Source organism: Cellulosimicrobium sp. BMG9.23, from assembly GCF_059159985.1.
In genome coordinates, this window is record NZ_JBZGBZ010000014.1 from 37,013 (window position 1) to 56,405 (window position 19,393).

At 73.0% G+C, this 19,393-nt stretch carries 13 protein-coding genes and 1 riboswitch; of the genes, 9 read left to right on the top strand and 4 right to left on the bottom strand.

Annotated elements, in window-relative coordinates:
• Positions 1 to 42: 42 nt before the first annotated feature.
• Positions 43 to 144, top strand: a riboswitch (glycine riboswitch).
• A 134-nt stretch (positions 145 to 278) separates the two neighbouring features.
• The 6 genes from gcvPB to AC4H2G_RS20965 all read left to right on the top strand — a co-directional run bounded on the left by gcvPB (position 279) and on the right by AC4H2G_RS20965 (position 10,662).
• On the top strand, positions 279 to 3,494 hold the full coding sequence (gene gcvPB, locus AC4H2G_RS20940; protein ID WP_494367683.1) for an aminomethyl-transferring glycine dehydrogenase subunit GcvPB: 3,216 nt from the start codon (positions 279 to 281) through the stop codon (positions 3,492 to 3,494).
• Positions 3,495 to 3,526: 32 nt separating this feature from the next.
• Positions 3,527 to 4,744: a glycine cleavage system aminomethyltransferase GcvT gene (gene gcvT, locus AC4H2G_RS20945; protein WP_494367670.1), complete on the top strand. Its 1,218-nt coding sequence runs from the start codon at positions 3,527 to 3,529 to the stop codon at positions 4,742 to 4,744.
• A 77-nt stretch (positions 4,745 to 4,821) separates the two neighbouring features.
• On the top strand, positions 4,822 to 5,199 hold the full coding sequence (gene gcvH, locus AC4H2G_RS20950; protein WP_494367671.1) for a glycine cleavage system protein GcvH: 378 nt from the start codon (positions 4,822 to 4,824) through the stop codon (positions 5,197 to 5,199).
• A gap of 224 nt (positions 5,200 to 5,423) precedes the next feature.
• Positions 5,424 to 9,524 (top strand): phosphodiester glycosidase family protein, encoded by a 4,101-nt coding sequence (locus tag AC4H2G_RS20955; protein ID WP_494367672.1) that lies wholly within the window; start codon positions 5,424 to 5,426, stop codon positions 9,522 to 9,524.
• Positions 9,525 to 9,897: 373 nt separating this feature from the next.
• Positions 9,898 to 10,152 (top strand): helix-turn-helix domain-containing protein, encoded by a 255-nt coding sequence (locus tag AC4H2G_RS20960; protein WP_251153023.1) that lies wholly within the window; start codon positions 9,898 to 9,900, stop codon positions 10,150 to 10,152.
• Positions 10,153 to 10,233: 81 nt separating this feature from the next.
• Positions 10,234 to 10,662, top strand: coding sequence for a (deoxy)nucleoside triphosphate pyrophosphohydrolase (locus AC4H2G_RS20965; RefSeq protein WP_494367673.1), 429 nt, complete (start codon positions 10,234 to 10,236; stop codon positions 10,660 to 10,662).
• Here AC4H2G_RS20965 and AC4H2G_RS20970 read toward each other — a convergent pair.
• Positions 10,631 to 11,218 (bottom strand): P-loop NTPase family protein, encoded by a 588-nt coding sequence (locus tag AC4H2G_RS20970; protein WP_494367674.1) that lies wholly within the window; start codon positions 11,216 to 11,218, stop codon positions 10,631 to 10,633. The two genes, AC4H2G_RS20965 and AC4H2G_RS20970, sit on opposite strands and share 32 nt — an antisense overlap.
• A gap of 199 nt (positions 11,219 to 11,417) precedes the next feature.
• Positions 11,418 to 12,044 (bottom strand): TetR/AcrR family transcriptional regulator, encoded by a 627-nt coding sequence (locus tag AC4H2G_RS20975; RefSeq protein ID WP_494367675.1) that lies wholly within the window; start codon positions 12,042 to 12,044, stop codon positions 11,418 to 11,420.
• Between the two features lie 119 nt (positions 12,045 to 12,163).
• Here AC4H2G_RS20975 and AC4H2G_RS20980 point away from each other — a divergent pair, with 119 nt between their 5' ends.
• Entirely contained in the window at positions 12,164 to 13,108 is a 945-nt protein-coding gene (locus AC4H2G_RS20980; RefSeq protein WP_494367676.1) for an alpha/beta hydrolase family protein, read from the top strand.
• 81 nt (positions 13,109 to 13,189) lie between these two features.
• Here the strand turns inward: AC4H2G_RS20980 and AC4H2G_RS20985 are convergent, their stop codons facing one another.
• Positions 13,190 to 15,340, bottom strand: coding sequence for a glycosyl hydrolase family 28-related protein (locus tag AC4H2G_RS20985; RefSeq protein WP_494367677.1), 2,151 nt, complete (start codon positions 15,338 to 15,340; stop codon positions 13,190 to 13,192).
• 300 nt (positions 15,341 to 15,640) lie between these two features.
• Between AC4H2G_RS20985 and AC4H2G_RS20990 the strand changes: the two genes are divergently transcribed.
• On the top strand, positions 15,641 to 17,461 hold the full coding sequence (locus AC4H2G_RS20990; protein ID WP_494367678.1) for a lipase family protein: 1,821 nt from the start codon (positions 15,641 to 15,643) through the stop codon (positions 17,459 to 17,461).
• A gap of 25 nt (positions 17,462 to 17,486) precedes the next feature.
• On the opposite strand, the gene AC4H2G_RS20995 is transcribed toward AC4H2G_RS20990, so the two are convergent.
• Positions 17,487 to 17,918: a hypothetical protein gene (locus AC4H2G_RS20995; protein WP_494367679.1), complete on the bottom strand. Its 432-nt coding sequence runs from the start codon at positions 17,916 to 17,918 to the stop codon at positions 17,487 to 17,489.
• A 157-nt stretch (positions 17,919 to 18,075) separates the two neighbouring features.
• On the opposite strand from AC4H2G_RS20995, the gene AC4H2G_RS21000 reads away from it, so the two are divergent.
• Positions 18,076 to 19,356, top strand: a complete 1,281-nt coding sequence (locus AC4H2G_RS21000; protein ID WP_494367680.1) for an amidohydrolase — start codon at positions 18,076 to 18,078, stop codon at positions 19,354 to 19,356.
• Positions 19,357 to 19,393 lie beyond the last annotated feature (37 nt).

The following is a 19,393-nucleotide window of genomic DNA, read 5'->3' on the forward strand; positions in this document are numbered from 1 at the left end:
GCCCCGCACCCGTCGTCGACTGGGCGGGGCCGCCGTGCCGCCCGAACCACGACGGGAGAGCCCGGCAGGTCCTCGTGACCGCCGGCGCCGAAGGAGCAAGTTCCTCCCCGGGAATCTCTCAGGCCCACGTACCGTCGAGGCGAGGCAACTCTGGAAAGCGGCCGTGCGCCGTCGGACCCCCGGCGACGCGCAGCCCACCGACGGTGCAAGTCGGCGCGCCCCGGCCCTGGTGAGGGCATGGCGGACCGGCAAAACTCTCAGGTCGACGCGTGCGTCCGATGACAGAGCGGGGAGGGACCACTCGTCGTCCCCCGCCACCGGAGGTCCCCGTGACCCAGCCCTTCGACCCGATCGCGCCGCACGGTGCTTCGTCGGGCGCGTTCGCCCCACGCCACGTCGGCCCTCGCGGCCGTGAGGTGCAGACGATGCTCGACCAGCTCGGGTACGCGTCGCTCGACGCGCTCGTCGACGCCGCCGTGCCCGCCTCGATCCGGGCCGACCGACCTCTCGACCTCCCGGCGGCGCGGACCGAGACCGAGGTGCTCGACCACCTGCGCGAGCTCGCGGACAAGAACGTCGTCAAGACGCAGATGATCGGGCTCGGCTACTACGGCACGACCACTCCCCCGGTGATCCGCCGCAACGTACTCGAGTCCCCGGCTTGGTACACCGCCTACACGCCGTACCAGCCGGAGATCTCACAGGGCCGTCTCGAGGCGCTCCTCAACTTCCAGCAGGTCGTCGAGGACCTCACGGGGCTCGACGTCGCCAACGCGTCGCTGCTCGACGAGGCCACGGCCGTCGCCGAGGCCGTAGCCCTCATGTGGCGCGCGTCGCGCGCGAAGACCGGCTACGTGGTGGTCGACGCCGACCTGTTCCCCCAGACGCTCGCCGTCACCCTGGGTCGGGCGCGGGCCATCGGCCTGCCGGTCGTCGTCGCGGACCTCTCCGGCGGTCTCGCGGCGGGTCTCGACGCGGCGCGCGCCGCCGGCGCGGTCCCCACGGACCTGCCCGACGACGCGGCGCTGGTCGGCGTCGTGGTGCAGCAGTCCGGGGCGTCCGGCCGTGTCGTGGACTGGAAGCCCGTCGTCGCGGAGGCGAAGGAACGCGGCGCGCTGGTCACGGTCGCCGCCGACCTGCTCGCCCTCACGCTGCTCGCCTCGCCCGGCGAGCTGGGTGCCGACGTCTCCGTCGGATCGGCCCAGCGCTTCGGCGTCCCGCTGTTCTACGGCGGCCCGCACGCGGCGTTCATGGCGGTCCGCAAGGGCCTCGAGCGCTCGCTGCCCGGCCGTCTCGTCGGCGTCTCGATCGACGCCGACGGCGACACCGCCTACCGCCTCGCCCTCCAGACGCGCGAGCAGCACATCCGTCGCGAGAAGGCGACGAGCAACATCTGCACCGCGCAGGCCCTCCTGGCGATCGTCGCGTCGATGTACGCCGTCTACCACGGCCCCGACGGTCTGCGCGCGATCGCCGAGCGCACCCACGCCCTCGCCGTCTCCCTCGCCGACGCCCTTCGTGCGGGCGGCGTCACCGTCGAGCACGACGTCTTCTTCGACACCGTCCGCACGGTCGTCCCGGGCCGAGCAGCCCAGGTCGTGCAGGCCGCGAGCGACGCGGGCATCAACCTGTACAACCCCGACGCCGATCACGTACAGATCGCCTGCGACGAGACCACCACCCCTGCCATCGTCGCCACCGTGCTGCGATCGTTCGGCGTCGCGACCTCGCCGGACCGGGGTACTCCTTCGGCGGACTCTGGTACTACTTCGGCGAACTGGGGTACTACCTCGGCCACGGGTGAGCCGACCTCGGAGGTGACGGGGGCCGCGTCGGATGCGACGGGCGTCAAGGCCGCGCTCCAGGACGGACAGCCGATCGCGGAGGGTGACGGCGCGGACAGCCCGAGCACCGACGCCGCCTCCGTCGCCGGACCCAGCCCGAGCACCGGGGCCGCGTCCGCCGCCGAGGGCGACGACACGCTGCCCGCCTGGGCCCGACGCGCGACCCCGTACCTCCAGCACCCCATCTTCCACCTGCACCGCTCCGAGACCTCGATGCTGCGCTACCTGCGCCGTCTCTCGGACAAGGACCTCGCGCTGGACCGCACGATGATCCCGCTGGGCTCGTGCACGATGAAGCTCAACGCGACCGCGGAGATGGAGGCGATCTCGTGGCCCGGGTTCGCGAACCTGCACCCGTTCGTGCCCGCCGACCAGGCGAAGGGCTACGAGGAGCTCATCGGCGGGCTCGAGGCGGCGCTAGCGGAGATCACGGGCTACGCGGGGGTGTCGGTCCAGCCGAACGCGGGGTCGCAGGGCGAGTTCGCCGGCCTCCTGGCGATCCGTGAGTACCACGTGTCACGGGGCGACACGGAGCGCGACGTGTGCCTCATCCCCGCCTCGGCGCACGGGACGAACGCGGCGTCGGCGGCGCTCGCCGGGATGAAGGTGGAGGTCGTCGCGACGGCCGCCGACGGCGAGATCCTGCTCGACGACCTGCGCGCCAAGCTCGAGGACCACGGCCCGCGCGTCGCGGCGATCATGATCACCTACCCGTCGACGCACGGCGTGTTCGAGGAGCACGTGCGCGAGGTGTGCGACCTCGTACATCAGGCTGGTGGCCAGGTGTACATCGACGGCGCGAACCTCAACGCGCTCGTCGGGCTCGCGCGTCCGGGCGAGTTCGGGGGCGACGTGTCGCACCTGAACCTGCACAAGACGTTCTGCATCCCGCACGGCGGCGGAGGCCCTGGAGTCGGGCCCGTCGCGGTCGCGGAGCACCTCGTGCCGTTCCTCCCCGGCGACCCGCTGGCCGCGGCGACGGGCCCGGGGGAGGAGGCTGCGCCGTCGGGCACCCCGGTGTCCGCGACGCGCTACGGCTCGGCGGGCATCCTGCCGATCTCCTACGCGTACGTCGCCCTCATGGGTCCGGACGGGCTCACCGAGGCGACGAAGACCGCGGTCCTCAGCGCGAACTACGTGGCGAGCCGGCTCACCGACCACTTCCCGGTCCTCTACACGGGGCCGAACGGGCTCGTCGCGCACGAGTGCATCCTCGACGTGCGGGGGATCACGGCCGAGACGGGCGTGACCGCCGAGGACGTGGCGAAGCGCCTCATGGACTACGGCTTCCACGCGCCGACGCTCTCGTTCCCCGTGGCGGGGACGCTCATGGTCGAGCCCACGGAGAGCGAGGACCTCGCCGAGCTGGACCGGTTCGTCGACGCGCTCGTCGCGATCCGTGGCGAGATCGACGCCGTGGCCTCGGGTCGCTGGTCGGTCGAGGAGTCGCCGCTGCGTGGTGCGCCCCACACGGCCGCGGCGCTCACCGCGGACGCGTGGGACAAGCCGTACTCGCGCGAGCTCGCCGCGTACCCGGTCGCGAGCCTGCGCGCCGGGAAGTACTGGCCGCCGGTCCGCCGGATCGACGGCGCGCGCGGCGACCGCAACCTCGTGTGCTCGTGCCCGCCCCTCGACGCCTACGCGCACTGACCGGCACTGACGCGACCAGGAAGGACCACACGATGACGGAGCAGTCGACCGAGCAGGTAACCGCGGGGGAGCCGGACCGGTTCAGCCCGCTGCACGACGAGCACGTCGCCCTCGGGGCGAGCCTCACGAGCTTCGGCGGGTGGCAGATGCCGCTGCGCTACACGTCGGACCTCGCCGAGCACCGTGCGGTGCGCGAGGCGGCCGGCCTGTTCGACCTCTCGCACATGGGCGAGATCGAGGTCACCGGCCCGCAGGCGGCAGCGGCGCTCGACCACGCGCTCGTCGGTGACCTCACCGCCGTCACGCCCGGTCGTGCGAGGTACACGATGATCTGCGCCGAGGACGGCTCGGTGCTCGACGACCTGGTCGTGTACCGGCTGGACGCGGAGCGGTTCCTCGTGGTCGCGAACGCGAGCAACGCGCCGCTCGTCGCGCGCGAGCTCGACGCGCGGGTCGGGGGATTCGACGCCGTCGTGACGGACCGGGGGAGCGAGACGGCGCTCGTCGCGGTGCAGGGTCCGCGGGCCGGGGAGATCGTCGCCGGACTCGTGGCCGGGGATGTCGACCCAGCTCAGGGCGATCCTGTACAGACGGTCCGCACGATGAAGTACTACGCCGCGGCGCGCGTGGTGCTGATGGCCGAGGACGGTCCCGTGGAGGCGCTCGTCGCCCGGACGGGCTACACCGGCGAGGACGGCTTCGAGCTGTTCGTGCCGGCCGACCGGGCCGGGGCGCTGTGGCGCACCCTCCTCGCCGCCGGCGAGCCGCACGGGCTCGTGCCCGCGGGGCTTTCCGCGCGGGACTCGCTGCGGCTCGAGGCGGGGATGCCGCTGTACGGGCACGAGCTCGACACGACGACCACGCCCTACGAGGCGGGACTCGGCCGGGTCGTGAAGCTGGACAAGACGACCCCGGACGGCGCGCCTCTGCCGTTCGTCGGTCGGGACGCACTGGCCGCGCGCAAGGCCTCACCCCCCGCGCGCGTGCTCGTCGGCCTCAAGGGGCTCGGTCGCCGTCCTGCACGCGCGGGCTACGCCGTCGTGCTGCCCGCGGCCGGGGGAGAGCAGCGCCGGATCGGTACCGTCACGTCGGGGGCGCCGTCGCCCACGCTCGGCCACCCGATCGCCATGGCGTACGTGAGCCCCGAGTTCACGGCCGAGGGCACGGAGCTCGCGGTCGACGTCCGCGGGCGCGGCGAGCCCGTGGTGGTCGTGCCCCTGCCGTTCTACCGTCGTCCTCAGCAGTCCTGACAGTTCGCGGCCCGCGCCGCACCGACAGACCTCGACCCGTGCACACGTGTGCGCACATCCGCCCGAAGGAGCCCACCATGACCGACGCCCAGTTCCCGTCCCACCTGCAGTACACCGCCGAGCACGAGTGGATCGACGGGTCGGCCCCTGCGGTCGTGGGCATCACGGCGACGGCCGCCGAGGCGCTCGGGGACATCGTCTACCTCGAGCTCCCCGAGGTCGGCACCGAGGTCACGGCCGGCAACGTCGTGGGGGAGGTCGAGTCGACCAAGTCCGTGTCGGAGCTCTTCTCCCCCGTGACGGGGACCGTCGTCGAGGTGAACCAGGCGGCGATCGACGACCCTGCCGTCGTCAACTCCGACCCGTACACCGAGGGCTGGCTGTTCAAGGTCGACGTCGTCGCGACGGGCGACCTGCTCGACGCGGAAGGGTACGCCGCGCTCGTCGCAGGCTGAGTCGTCGTCGCCAGAGGGCACCGCGGGCGCGTTCGCCTGCGGTGCCCTCGTCGTTCATCCGGGCGTCTCCCGGCAGAAAGGTCGGCGTCGCAGGCTGTGGACGCGCCCGCCGGCTCGTTCCTGCACCCGCTGCGCGGCGCGATGAAGCAAACCTTCACAGCATTGTCATGCTGTGAAAGTCTCTGCCACACGACGACGGACGACCCGACCGGAGGACCACAGCGATGACGCTCGACACGGTGCCGCAGGCGCCACCCGACCATCTGTCCCTACGCCGTCGAGGCAGCCGCCTCACCGGGGTGCTGCTCACGGCCGGCCTGGCCACCACCGGCGTCGTCGCCCCGGCAGCGGCCGCCGGCGTGAGCCCCGCGGCGATGACCGGGCCCGCCGCAGCGACCGACCACGCCGTTGCTGCGGGCCTCGGCACGGCAGCGTGGCCGCAGCCCCGGGAGCTCGCTCTAGACGACGCGGGGGACGCGATCGTCACCGACGTCGGGAAGCGCACGATCGCGCCGGGTCTCGAGCAGACGAGCTTCACGCGGCTCGGCGAGGACGGCTGGCTGAGCGGCGAGGTCCTCGTCGCGGAGCTCGGGTCCGACGCGGTGCGCGTCGGGTACGTGGGCCCGGACAAGGTCGCGGCGAACGCGACCGTCACCGAGATGGCCGAGTCGCGCGGCGCCGTCGCTGCCGTGAACGGCGACTTCTTCGACATCAACAACTCGGGCGCAGCGCTCGGCACCGCGGTCGACGACGGCACGCTCCTCAAGTCCGCCGCGCCGGGGCGCGAGCGGTCCGTCGTCGTCGGCGACGACGGTCTCGGTCGCCTCGCCGAGCTGTTCCTCGAGGGCAGCATCACGGTCGGCACGGGCGCCGACGCCACCGACATCCCCGTCGCCGGGCTCAACGTCACGGGCGTGCCCTCGGGCGGTGTCGCCGTGTTCGACGCCGCGTGGGGCGCCCACGCGCGGACCCGTGTCCTCGCAGCAGGCGAGCGCGGGGTCGAGGTCCAGATCGCCCCCGACGGTGCCGTCCTCGCGGTCGGCGAGCCCGGCGCGGGGCAGCTCGACGAGGGGGTGCGTGCGGTCGTCGCGCGCCCGGGCTCCGCCGCGGGCGTGCTGGCGACGGTCGTGCCCGGCGACACGGTCGCGCTGGAGTACGGGCTGCGCGAGGACGCGGGCGACGTCGCCGTCGCCATCGGCGGCGACCAGGGCAACTGGTTGCTCGAGGACGGCGACCCCACGTCCTGGGAGGGCGGGCACTCGCTCGTGCGCCACCCGCGCACGGCGATCGGCTTCAGCGAGGACGGTGCGACGGCGTACCTCGTCGTCGTGGACGGCCGTCAGTCGCACAGCCTCGGCATGACGCTGCCCGAGCTCGGCGAGCTCATGGGCCAGCTCGGTGCCGACGACGCGATCAACCTCGACGGCGGCGGCTCGAGCCAGATGAACGCGCGCCTGCCCGGCGACGCGTCGACGACGATCCTCAACTCGCCGGCCGACGGCTCCGAGCGGCGCGACGCCAACGGTCTCGGCCTCTTCGTCGGCGAGGGCTCGGGCACGGTGCACGCGTACGCCGTCGCGACCGCGCTCGCCGCGGACGACGCCGGCCGCGTCTTCCCCGGCCTGCACCGCACGCTCACCGCGAAGGCGTTCGACGAGGTCGGCGCGGCCGTGGACGCAGCACCCGCGGCGTGGACGAGCACCGACGACGCCGTCGCGACGGTCGCGCCCGACGGCACCGTCACCGGCGCCGCCCCCGGCAGCGTCGTCGTGACGGCCACCGGCGGCCCCGACGGCGCGGCGACGGGCACGCACGACCTGCGTGTGCTCGGTCCGCTCGACCGTGTCGCGGTCGACACGCCCGTCGTGACGCTCGGCGACGCGGACGACACCGCGACGCTCACGATCACCGGGTACGACGCCGACGGCTACGCCGCCCCCGTCGAGGCGCGCGACGTCGTCGTGACCGGGGGAGAGGGCGTCGTCGCGCTCGAGCCCGCCGCCCCGGGCACGGACGGCACGTTCACGGTCCGGGCGCTCGCGCCGTCGGGCTCGGCGACCTTCGACCTCGCGGTCGGAGACCTGCGCGCCCAGGTCGCCGTCGCCGTCTCGCTCGAGCAGGTGACGGTCGCCGACTTCGCGGACGCGGCGACCTGGAAGGCCGTGAACGACCGCGCGCCCGGCGGGGGCGTCGCGCCCGCCGCGGGCCACGACGGCGCCGCGGGCCTGCGCCTGTCGTACGACTTCACGCAGTCGACCGCGACGCGCGGGCAGTACGCGGTGGTGCCCGAGGGCGTCCGGGAGATCCCGGGGCAGCCCCAGCGGCTGACGATGTGGGTCGACGGCGACGAGAGCGGCGCGTGGTTGCGGCTGCAGGTCCAGCAGGGCAACGGCGTGACCACGCAGCTCGACGGCCCGAACGTCTCGTGGGAGGGCTGGCAGGAGGTCACGTTCACCGTGCCGGCCGGCGTCGAGTTCCCGCTGCGCCTGCAGCGCGTGCGCGTCCTGGAGACGCGCGCCGCAGCCCAGTACTCCGGGGAGATGACGATCAGCGATCTGCGTGCGCACGTCCCGCCCGCGATCGAGGCGCCCGACGCCCCGCGCGTCGAGGACGACGTCGTGGTCGCGGAGAACGCGACGGACGACTCCCCGCTGCGGGTCGCGATCATGTCGGACGCGCAGTTCGTCGCGCGCTCGCCGGAGTCGGGCGCCGTCGAGGGCGCGCGCCGCACGCTCCGGGAGATCGTCGCGGCGGACCCGGACCTGCTCGTCATCAACGGCGACCTCGTCGACGAGGCGAGCCCGGCCGACTTCGACCTCGCGCGGCGGATCCTCGACGAGGAGCTCGGCGGCACCGACCTGCCCTGGTACTACGTGCCGGGCAACCACGAGGTCATGGGCGGATCGATCGAGAACTTCGTCGACGAGTTCGGCGACACGACCCGCCACCTGGACGTCGAGGGCACACGCCTCGTCATGCTGAACACGGCCGCGGGCACGCTCAACGCCGACCACGCCCAGGTCCGCATGCTCCGCGAGCAGCTCGACGCCGCGGCGTCGGACGACGCCGTGAGCGGCGTCGTGGTCCTCGCGCACCACCCGGTGGACGACCCGCTGCCGACGAAGGCGAGCCAGCTCGTCGACCGGCTCGAGGCCGACGTCGTGCGCGGCTGGCTCGAGGACTTCCGCGAGACGAGCGGCAAGTCGGTCGCGAGCATCGGCTCCCACGCGGGCGTGTTCCACGCGAAGACCGAGGACGGCGTCCCGTACGTCGTCAACGGCAACTCGGGCAAGGGCCCGGCGAGCACGCCGGACGACGGCGGGTTCACCGGATGGACGATGCTCGGCGTCGACCCCGCCGAGGGTCGGTGGGCGGACGAGGGCACGGACGACGGCACCGGCGACGCCGCCGACGGCGAGTGGCTGGCCGTCGAGGTCAACGCCCGCGCCGACTCGGTCGAGGTGTCCGGCCCGGCGGAGCTCGCCGTCGGTGCCTCGGGCGCGGTGAGCGCGACCGTCCTCCAGGACGACGACCGCGTGGTCCCGGTCGCGTGGCCCGTCTCGGCGGCCTGGGGCGGTGGGCGCGCCGTCTTCGTCGGGGCCGCGCAGGATGCGCCGCGCGGCACGGTGCTCGCGCTCGACCCGGTGACGCACGAGGTCACGGCGGTCGCACCCGGCAGGGCGACGGTGACCGTCGAGGTGAACGACGTCGTCGGCGAGCACGACGTGCTCGTGCCGGCAGGGAGGCCGGGGGAGGCGCGGATCAGCGACGACAACGGCTGGGACACGGGCCTGCGGGACGGCGACTACGCCGTCATGGTGGACCTGTGGTGGGGCGAGAACGCCACCACGCTGCGGCTGTACGAGGACGGCGAGCTCGTCCACACCCAGCCGCTCGACCATCGCGGGAACGAGGCGCAGCGCGTCGCGGTGCCGATCACGGGCCGCGTCGACGGCGAGTACACGTACACGTGCGAGCTCGCGAACGCCGCCGGTGTGACGCCGTGCGGGGGCGAGCACACCGTTCGCGTCACCGACGCGAATCCCGGAGCGGTCGTGCTGTCCCACGACAACCACGACCGGGACGGCAGCTTCACGGTCACGGCGAACAAGTGGTGGGGCACGCAGGGGACGGGGTACGTCCTCTACGAGAACGGCGTCGAGATCGATCGTCAGGAGCTCGTGCCGGGCGAGGGCGGGGCCGCTCAGGCGGCGTCGACCGCGGTCTCGGGCAGGGCACCGGGTCGGTACACCTACGTGGCCGTGCTGACCAACGCGGCAGGAGCGGCCCGCAGCGCGGAGGTCACCGTCACCGTGCGGGACTGAGCCCGACGCGGTCCGAGCCGCGACCCTCCGCGACGCCGTCGCGGGCCCCCGACACGGTGGCTCGCGGCGGCGTCGTGCGGTACGGATGCACCGTCAGCCACTGTAGATGTGACGTAGATCACAGTCATTTGGCGGGTCTGCCAGCGGCGATCGGCGGCCCTGGCCTGTCGTCGAGCTCGGTCGGGCACAGCGCCTCGACGCTGTGACCTGCGACGACATGTCGCCGCCGAGCGTGTCCGGCGCCGCGGGGAGCGCGCGACAACTCCGGAGCGAAAAGTCGCGTCATGAACGGGACCTTGGTCCATCTCTTCCAGTAGCACCACACCGGATCCGTCAGGGGTGTGACGTGACCGGGAATGATCTGGAGGAGAACATGAGCACCATCGAGCTGGTCCGCCCGTCGGCGTTCCCGCTGGCCGCGTCGCCGCAGCCGATCGCCCCGTTGACCCGCCGTGAGCGCGTCGTCCTGTCGAACCTGTCCGAGGACGTGACCCTCGAGCAGATCGCCACCAAGCTCTTCGTCACCCGCAACACCGTCAAGTCGCAGGTGCGCAGCCTCTACCGCAAGCTCGGCGTCTCGACGCGTGCGGAGGCCGTGGCCTGGGCCCGCGCCGCCGGCCTGCGCTGAGGCGAAGGTCGTCCGTCACAGCGAGGTCGTCCGTCACGCACGTGCCACCGGCACGACACGCCGACGTGCGACACTCCGCCTATGACACTGCGCAGACTCGTCGTGGCGGCGGCGATCGTCGACGACCTCGCCGCGCCGCGCCTGCTGCTCGCTGCACGCCGGTCCCGCCCGCCGCATCTCGCGGGACGGTGGGAGTTCCCCGGCGGCAAGGTCGACCCGGGGGAGACCCCCGAGGAGGCGTTGCACCGTGAGCTCCGCGAGGAGCTCGGGGTGCGTGTGGAGCTCGGCGACGAGGTCGTCGGGCCGGAGCACGGAACCTGGGTCATCACGGACCGCCACGTCATGCGGCTGTGGTTCGCGCGCGTCGTCGACGGCGAGCCTCAGCCGCTCGTCGAGCACGACGAGCTCGCGTGGCTCGAGCGGGGGGACTGGCACGCCGTGGAGTGGCTCGACGGCGACGTGCCCATCGTCGAGGAGCTCACGCGGCAGGTCGCGTCGGAAGCCGTCTGACCCACCGCTCGACCTCTCGGCGCGAGCGCAGCCTGACGAGGGCGACGTGCGGGGCTTCCCGGGCCACCCGGTCGGGGAGGTCGCGGTACTTGTGCCGCGTGGCCCACGCCCAGCGGACGATGTTCTCCTCGGGCGCCCGGACGATCGACCGCCACACGGGCGGCTCAACGTTGCCGTTCCACAGCACCTCACGCCGGACCGAGCGCCGCACCGTCCGCCCGACCACCTGGCGCATGGTCACGCGCGTCGGCAGGTCCAGCCACACGAGGAGATCGACCCGCGCGAGGATCAGCGGGCGCGCCGCGGAGTACTGCCACTCCGTGACGAACGCGTCCTGCGCGAGGAGCGCTCGCGCGTCGTCGAGGAACTCCGGCCGCGGGACCCAGCCGGGCCCGTGGTACAGACCGTCGATGTCGGTGTGCGGGATCGCCAACCGCTCGCCGATCCGGCCCGCGAGCGTCGTCTTTCCCGATCCCGACACCCCGGCCACGGTGATCCGGCGCGGCACGTGGCCGAGGTGCGCGACGACGTCGTCGTCCGGTCCGAGAAGGTGCACCGGGAGACCCTATCGACCGCCGCCCTCGCTGCCGAGACGGTCCCCACGGCACCTGAGCCCGCGTGAGCGGGAGGAGATCTCACGCGGCTCGAGCTGGACTGGTCTCCGCAACACATCGCGGCCTGGCTGCGCCGCGAACATCCGGTGTCGTCGTTCTCGCGGTGCTTCGCGTCGTCGTCGCGTTCTGCGACCCGATCTCCTACGGGGTGTCCCGTACTGCTGTCGGGTAGGGGGTGAGCGCGCCGGACACGAGGGCCTGCACGAGCTGATCTGCGTCATAGTCGGAGTCGCTCGCGGCTCCGATGCAGAGGTTCCCGACGCCCTTCAACAGGCTGTACCCGCTCAGAAGCGCTTGTGGTTCTGGGAGCCCTTGGTCCGCGCGGGCCGCATCAAGGAGGGAGCCGCAGACCGGAACGAGGCGATCCACAAAGTACGCGTGCAGCGCGTCTGATCCGGCATCGTCACCGTGAAGGGCGCCGGCGAGGCCGTGCTTGGTCACCAGGAAGTCCACGAACAGCGCCACCCACTGCCGCAGCGCTGCCTCTGGGGTCGCACTCTCGGAGAGAAGCCGAGGCCCAGCCTCCGCGCAGGCTTCGACCTGGTGCCGGTAGACCGCGACGACCAACTCGGGCCGAGTCGGGAAGTGTCGATAGACAGTGCCCATCCCGACGCCGGCCTTCGTCGCAATCTCGCGTACCGGAGCATCGACACCGGACTCAACGAACACCGCCGCGGCCGCATCCAGAAGCGCCTGCTGGCTTCGACGGGGACGACCGACCGGCCGTGATCGCCCAGCGGCTTGGTCGTCGTGCTGTGTGACGGTCATCCGTACCTCCTCGCGAGGTCGATCGCAGAGCTTGCTTAACGGAGCGGTGTTCCGTAATGTTGCGGAGCAGCGCTCCGATAAGCAGTATGGCAGAGCGGAACTCCTCGGGAAGGGAACCCATGTTCTCATCGCTCGTCGCCACGCTGGACGGCATCATCGGCGCCGGTAGCCCGGTCGTGTCCGTCGCTCCAGTGGCGCTGTCCGCCGCGGACCGGCATGTCCCGCTCGACGTCCGCGTGTCAGTACCCGCAACCAGGACGGACCTGCCCGTCATCGTCTTCTCCCACGGCAACGGCTGGAACCTCGACGGCTACGCTCCCCTCACCGCGTTCTGGGCATCCCGCGGCTTCGTCGTCATCCAGCCCACGCACCTGGACTCCCGACGGAACGGGTTCGGGTTCGACCACCCGGTCTTCCCCACGATCTGGACCGAGCGGATCAAGGACCTGGCTCGAATCCTTGACCAGCTCGACACCATCGAAGCTGCCGTCCCTGGCCTCGCCGGCCGCATCGACCGCAGCCGGATTGCCGTCACCGGTCACTCCTGGGGCGGGCAGACGGCACAGTCGCTGCTCGGTGCACGGATCTTCGACGAGGAAGGCAAGGTCGGTGAGGACATGTCCGACAGCCGCGTCACCGCGGGCATCCTCTTCGCCGCCACCGGTCTCGGCGGTGATGAGCTGCACCCGTTCGCGCGGGCGAACTTCCCGTTCATGCGCCCTTCGTTCCACGAGCTGACCACGCCGACTCTCGTCGTCGCCGGTGACCATGACCAGTCCACGATGTCCAGCCGTGGACCCGACTGGTTCACCGACGCCTATACGCACAGCCCCGGCGCCACCGACCTGCTCACCTTTTACGACGCCGAGCACGCACTGGGTGGGATCGTCGGATACGAAGTCGCGGAGACCACCGACGAGAACCCGGAACGGGTTGCCATCATCCAGCGGCTGAGCACCGCCTACCTCCGCACCGCGCTACACGTCGATGAGAGCAGCTGGGCTTCCGCCCGTGAGGCTTTCCGCAACAGCAACGCCCCGATCGGCCACATCGACAGCAAGTGACACCATGCCCTCTCCGTCACGGAGATCACCACCGTGACGGAGAGGGCCCCACCAGATACCCAGCACTCAGCGGCCCGCGGATCAGCCGACCGGCTGGATCCAGGGCGACGGCGCCGGAGGAGCGACGACCGGCGGCCGGTCGGTGCACGAGGGAGCGTTCGGCACGAACCGGCCGAGCCAGTTCACCGTTCCCGGTTCCCACGGGCTGAGCGACGTGCCGTCGTTGCCGCCGAGGTCAGTCAGCGTGAACTCGGTGCCGCCGGCCGGGAAGTTGAACGACCCGCAGTTGTTCACGCCGGCCCAGCCGACGTTGCGCGCGTCGACGTTCTCGAACGACGCGCCGCCCCGGACGCGGGCACTGACCACGGACGTCCCCGTCCCGTCCACGCGCACGTCCTTGAACGCCACACCCTCGATCGCGACCTGGTCCTTCACGCCCCAGTCGGACACGAGCATGATCGCGTTGTAGGTGCTGTCGAGGTAGTGGTCACCGGTCACGGTGATCTCGGCGTCGATGTCGCGGTCGAGCGCGTAGAACCAGATCGCGCCGAGCCCGATGTTCCAGTTGAGCTCGTACGTCCCGGCGCGCACCGCGGTGTTGTCGGTGATCTCGAGCGTCCCGGCGAAGGGCTCGGCGCCGAAGCGTGACCCGACGTGCAGCCCGCTGCCCTCGCGCACCGGGTCGGCGACGAGGTTGGCCCGCACGGCGTTGTCCGTGCCGCCGTAGATCGCGATGCCGTTGGCGAGGGTGTTCGACTGGATCGTGTTGTTCTCGAACACGTTGCCCGTGTTCGGCAGCTTCTCCGACCACATCGCCAGGCCGTCGTCGCCCGTGTTCCGGACGAAGTTGCCCCGCACGACCGAGTCCGTGACGCCGCCGTGGAAGTTCAGCGCGTCGGCGATCTGGTCCACGACCACGTTGTCCTCGACGACGAGGTTCTCCATCGGCCCGTCGAACCACAGGCCCACCTTGGTGTGCTGGATGTACAGGCCCGAGACCGTCGAGTCGCTCAGCGCGCCGCCGATGCCGTTGACCTGGTCGGTGTCGATGCGCTCGCGGACGTCGCCGATGATCGCGAAGTCGCGCAGGTGGACGTCGCGGCTGCCGCCCTCGTCGGCGTACCTCCCGTAGAAGCCCACGCCGGTGTGCACGGACCCGTCCTCGGCGGGCTCGTCCAGCGCGACCTCCGTGCCGCGGAAGATCGTGTACCAGCTCCCGGCGCCCTGGATCGTCACGTCGTCCACGATCACGTGCCGGTTCACCTGGTACACGCCCGGCGGGACGTAGACCTCGAGGTCCCGCTTCTTCGCCCAGGCGATCGCGCGGTCGAGGGCGTCGGCGGAGTCGCGACGGCCTGTCGGGTCGGCGCCGAAGAGCAGCGCGTTGGCCGCGCGGAGGCGGATCTTCGGGGGCGCGACGCGCTCCGAGTCGAGCAGGTCGATGACGGTCCAGGCGGCGTCGCTGCCCGCGGGCATCGTGAGCCGGACGGTCTCGCCGGCCTTCACCGTCCGTCCGAGCAGCAGGCGCTGCTCGTCGTAGAACTTCATGGGCCGGAACGGGGTGTCGAACGTCGGGACCGGCGTCGTCTGCGAGGGCACGCACGCGCACTCGGTGACCCACCAGTCGGGCTGGAGGATGCCGGCCGTCGGGTCGTTCGTGAACGGGTACTGGTTGTACAGGTACGAGTACTCGGACGTGAGCGTCATGCGGCGGTCGACGCCGACCTTCCGGCCGTCGCGCAGCACCGAGACGTCCAGGGGTGCCCGGATACCCCCGCCCTCGGGGGCGTCGGGGAGCGCGTAGCGCACGGTGATGCCGTTCGCGGCGGCAGGGAGCGTGAAGTCGACGTGCTGGCCCGCCATGAGCCGGACCGCCGAACGCCCGGACGCCTCGGCCTCGATCGTGTAGGCGTCGCGGCCGGGACCGATCACCGTCCCGGTCGTCACGGCGTTCTCGGCCTCCTGCTCGACGAAGGGCACGTCGGCCCCGCGTCCGTCGACGAGAGCCGGGTCGACGGCGGCGCGCGTCACCGGGGTCGGGTCCGGGGTGGTCGGCCGCCCGTGGGCGAGCGCCGCCGATGCCGTGCCGGCGACGAGCGTGAGCGCGACGGCCGCTGCGGTCGCCGTCGTCGCGACGTGGCCGCGCCGTGCGCGAGCCGTGCGTGCCGCGCCAGGTGCGGGTCCTACGCGGCGAGAGGGTGCGTTGCTGGGGTGGAGGATGCTGCGAATCATCGTCGATCCGTCTCTGTCGGGAGGCGCGGGCCTCCGTGCTGCCCGGCGGGCGTGCTGACCCGCCGGTCGGCGCGTGGTCGCACCACCGCGCACCGTCGTCGAGCAGACCCTAGGCCGGTCGAGTGCCGTGCACAAGAGGTGATGTGGCAACTTTGCAGCGATGCGTCGACTTCTTGCGCGTCGAAGCGCGGCCTTCCGACAGCGGCGCTGAGCGCTGCCGTCAGGGCCGCGTCGTGACCGCAGCGAGCCGAGGCGGCACCTCGCCGGGCGGGCCCGCGTCCCGGACAGTACGTTCACGGCGTGACCCGCTTCGGTGCGATGCTGCGCGCACGACTGCGCGACGCGGGGGACCGGGTGCCCCCGTGGGTATCCGTCGTCCTCGGGATCGTGTGCGTGATCGTCGGCGCGGTCGTCGTGCTGCGCCCGTTCGCGTCGCTCGCCCTGCTCGTCGTCGCGGTCGTGGCAGGGTCGCTCCTGCTGGGCGTCGCGGAGCTCGTCGGCGAGAACCGCTCCCCGACGGGCGCGGCGTCGGCGTCGCGGTGGTCGCCCGTGCTGCGCGTCGCGCGTGCGCTGACGTTCTTCGCGCTCGCCGTCGCCGTCGCGCTCTGGCCGGGTCCGACTCTTGTCGTCGTGACGATCCTGGTCGGGGCCGGGCTCGTCGCCGCCGGTGCGCTCGACGTCCTCGAGGGGATGCTCGCGCGGGGGGCCGAGCGATGGACGCTCGTCCTGCTGGGTGTCGCGAGCGCCGTCCTCGGCCTGCTCGCGCTCGCCTGGCCGGACGTGACCGTGCTCGTCGTCGCGGTCGTCCTCGGCGTCCGCCTCGTCCTCCTCGGGGTGCGACTCGTCTCCAGCGGCGTCCGACGCTCCCGGGAGGGCGAGGACGAGCGCCTGGGCGGCGCCGGTGCGACACCCGAAGGGCGCCACCGCGCCGGCCTCGCCGGGGCGATCGTCGCGGTCGTGCTCGCAGCGGGTCTCGCCGGGGTGAGCGTCGCGGTCCAGAGCGGCGTCCCCCGTCCGGACGCCTTCTACGACCCACCCGCGGACGTCCCGTCGGAGCCCGGTCGGCTCGTGCGCGCCGAGCCGTTCTCGCGGGCCGTCCCCGACGGCGCCACCGCGTGGCGCGTGCTCTACACGACCACGCGCGACGACGACGAGCCCGCGGTCGCGAGCGGCGTCGTCGTGCTCCCCGACCTGCCCGACGACGCGGCCCCGCCCCCCGTGGTCGCCTGGGCCCACGGCACGACCGGCTACGCGAGAGGCTGCGCGCCGTCGGTCCTCGACGAGCCGTTCGAGTCCGGTGCGTTCTACCTGCTCGACGACGTGCTGGCGCGCGGCTGGGCGCTCGTCGCCCCCGACTACACGGGGCTCGGGGTGGACTCTCCCCACCCTTACCTCATCGGTGAGGGGGAAGGTCGGTCCGTCCTCGACGCCGTCCGCGCGGCCCGCGAGCTAGAGGACGTGTCGCTCGGCGAGCAGACCGTCGTCTGGGGCCACTCGCAGGGCGGTCACGCCGCCCTGTGGACCGGGCAGATCGCGGCGGAGTACGCGGACGACGTGCCGCTGACAGGTGTCGCCGCGCTCGCCCCCGCGAGCGACCTGCCCGCGCTCGTCGAGCACCTCGAGGCGGTGCCCGGCGGCAGCATCTTCGCGTCCTACGTGGTGCAGGCCTACGCTGCCGCCTACCCGGACGCGGACCCGTACGACGTCGTGCGACCGGGCGCGCGGATCGTCGTGCACGAGATGGCGACGCGGTGCCTCGCGGAGCCGGGCGCGCTCGTCTCCGTCGCGGAGGCGCTGGCCATGGACCAGCCCTTGTGGACGGGCGATCCGACGACCGGCGCGTTCGGGGAGCGCCTCGCGGAGAACGTCCCGACCGGACCCGTCGCGGCGCCGCTGCTCGTCGCGCAGGGAGCGGACGACACGCTCGTCCTGCCAGGCATGCAGGACGCGTACGTCGGCACGCGGTGCGCGCAGGGCCAGCCCGTCGACTACCGCCGGTACGACGGCGCGGACCACGTGGGTCTCGTGGACGCGGGCTCGCCGCTGGTCCCCGACCTGCTGCGCTGGACCGAGGACCGCCTCGCCGGCGTCGCGCCCACCCCGACGTGCGGCGCGGGATGACCGTCGGCACGGGCCCGGCGCGCGGTCAGTCCTCGGACGAGTCGGCGTCCACCCCGGCCGCGTCGACCTGAGCGGTGCCCTCGCGGGCTGTGTCCAGAGGGCCCGTGTCCCCGGGGGTGGCGTTCGACCGTGCCCTGAGGAGGCTCGCCACGTCGGCGAGCGCGCTGCCGACCGGGCGCGGCGCGCGGTCCGGACGCAGATACCTCTCGTCGTCGCGCAGGGCAGCCACCCCATGGCCGTCGCGGCTCTCGTGGTCCTCGCGGGCCTCGTCGCCGACCGTCCGCGGTGGTGCGTCGACCGACCGGGCGACCGGACCGCCGTCGGGCACGGTGCGGGAGCGCCACGCGAGCGTGGCCGCGACGAGCCGCCGGTAGACGCCCGCGTCGAGCGGGTCGCGCAACCACGCGTCCGCCGCCTCGGCGACGTGTCGAGCGAGTCGATCCTCCCCGTCCGTCACGCCCTGCCTCCTCGCTCGCGCTCGCGTCCGTCCTGTCCCATCCTCGCGTGCGCGGTGCCCTGCCGCTCGCGGCCGACGGGGCGCGCCGCCCTGGTCCGAGCACGGGCTCCTGCGGCACCGGTTGGACGGCCGTACCGCAGCGGGTGATCATGCGTGCATGACCTCACCGCTCACGACCGCCGAGCTCACCGACGTGTACACCGACCTGCACCGCCACCCTGAGCTCGCGTTCGCGGAGCACCGCACCGCGGGCGTCGTCGCCGACCGGCTGCGCAGCTGGGGCTACGCCGTGCACGAGGGCATCGGCGTCACCGGCGTCGCGGGGGTGCTGGAGAACGGGGCGGGCCCGCGCGTCCTGCTCCGCGCCGACATGGACGGACTGCCGGTCACGGAGCTCACGGGCCTGCCGTACGCGTCGACGGACACCGCGACGACGTCCGAGGGTGAGGTGTCCGGGACCATGCACGCGTGCGGGCACGACGTGCACGTGACGTGCCTGCTCGGCGCGGCGGCGGCGCTCGCGGCGCACCGGGACACCTGGTCGGGCACGCTCGTCGTCGTGTTCCAGCCCGCCGAGGAGGTGGGCGGTGGTGCCCGGGCCATGGTCGCCGACGGGCTCTACGACCGGACGGGCGGCCGGCCCGACGTCGTGCTCGGCCAGCACGTCGTGCCGCTGCCCGTGGGCGTCGTCAACCTCACGGACGGCACGGCGATGGCCGCGTCCGACTCCTACCGCGTCACCCTCCACGGCAAGGGCGGTCACGGGTCGAGCCCGGAGTCGACGGTCGATCCCGTCGTCATGGCCGCCGCGACGGTCATGCGGCTGCAGGGCATCGTGTCGCGCGAGGTCGCGGCGGGGGAGTCGGCCGTCGTCACGGTCGGGTCGGTGCGCGCCGGGACGCGGTCGAACATCATCCCCGAGACGGCGGAGCTGCTCCTCAACGTGCGGTCGTTCACCGAGGACGTGCGCGGTCGGGTGCACGGGGCGATCCGCCGCATCGTCGACGCGGAGGCCGCGGCGTCGGGCGCGCCCACGCCGCCGGAGATCGAGGAGATCGCGCGGTTCGACCTCACGGTCAACGACCCCGCGGCGTCCGAGCGCACGCGTGCCGTGCTCGCGCGGACGCTCGAGGAGCAGCGGACCCGGATCGAGGCGGCCGGCGGGCGACCGGTCGTGGTCTCGCTGCCGCCGCTGCCGGGCTCGGAGGACGTCGGCGAGCTCGCCACCGCCGCAGGCGTCCCGCTCGTCTACTGGAACCTCGGCGGTTTCGCGGCGTCGCTCTACGCGGACTTCGACCTGTCCCGCGCCACCGGGTTGGGCAGCCTGCCCGACGGCGTCGCGCCGAACCACTCGCCGTACTTCGCCCCCGTGCCGGAGCCGACCCTCGACCTCGGCGTCGAGCTGCTCGTCGCGGCGGCGAGGGAGTGGCTGGCCTGACGTCGCACCAGCCGTGCGTTACGGCCGTAACGGTCAG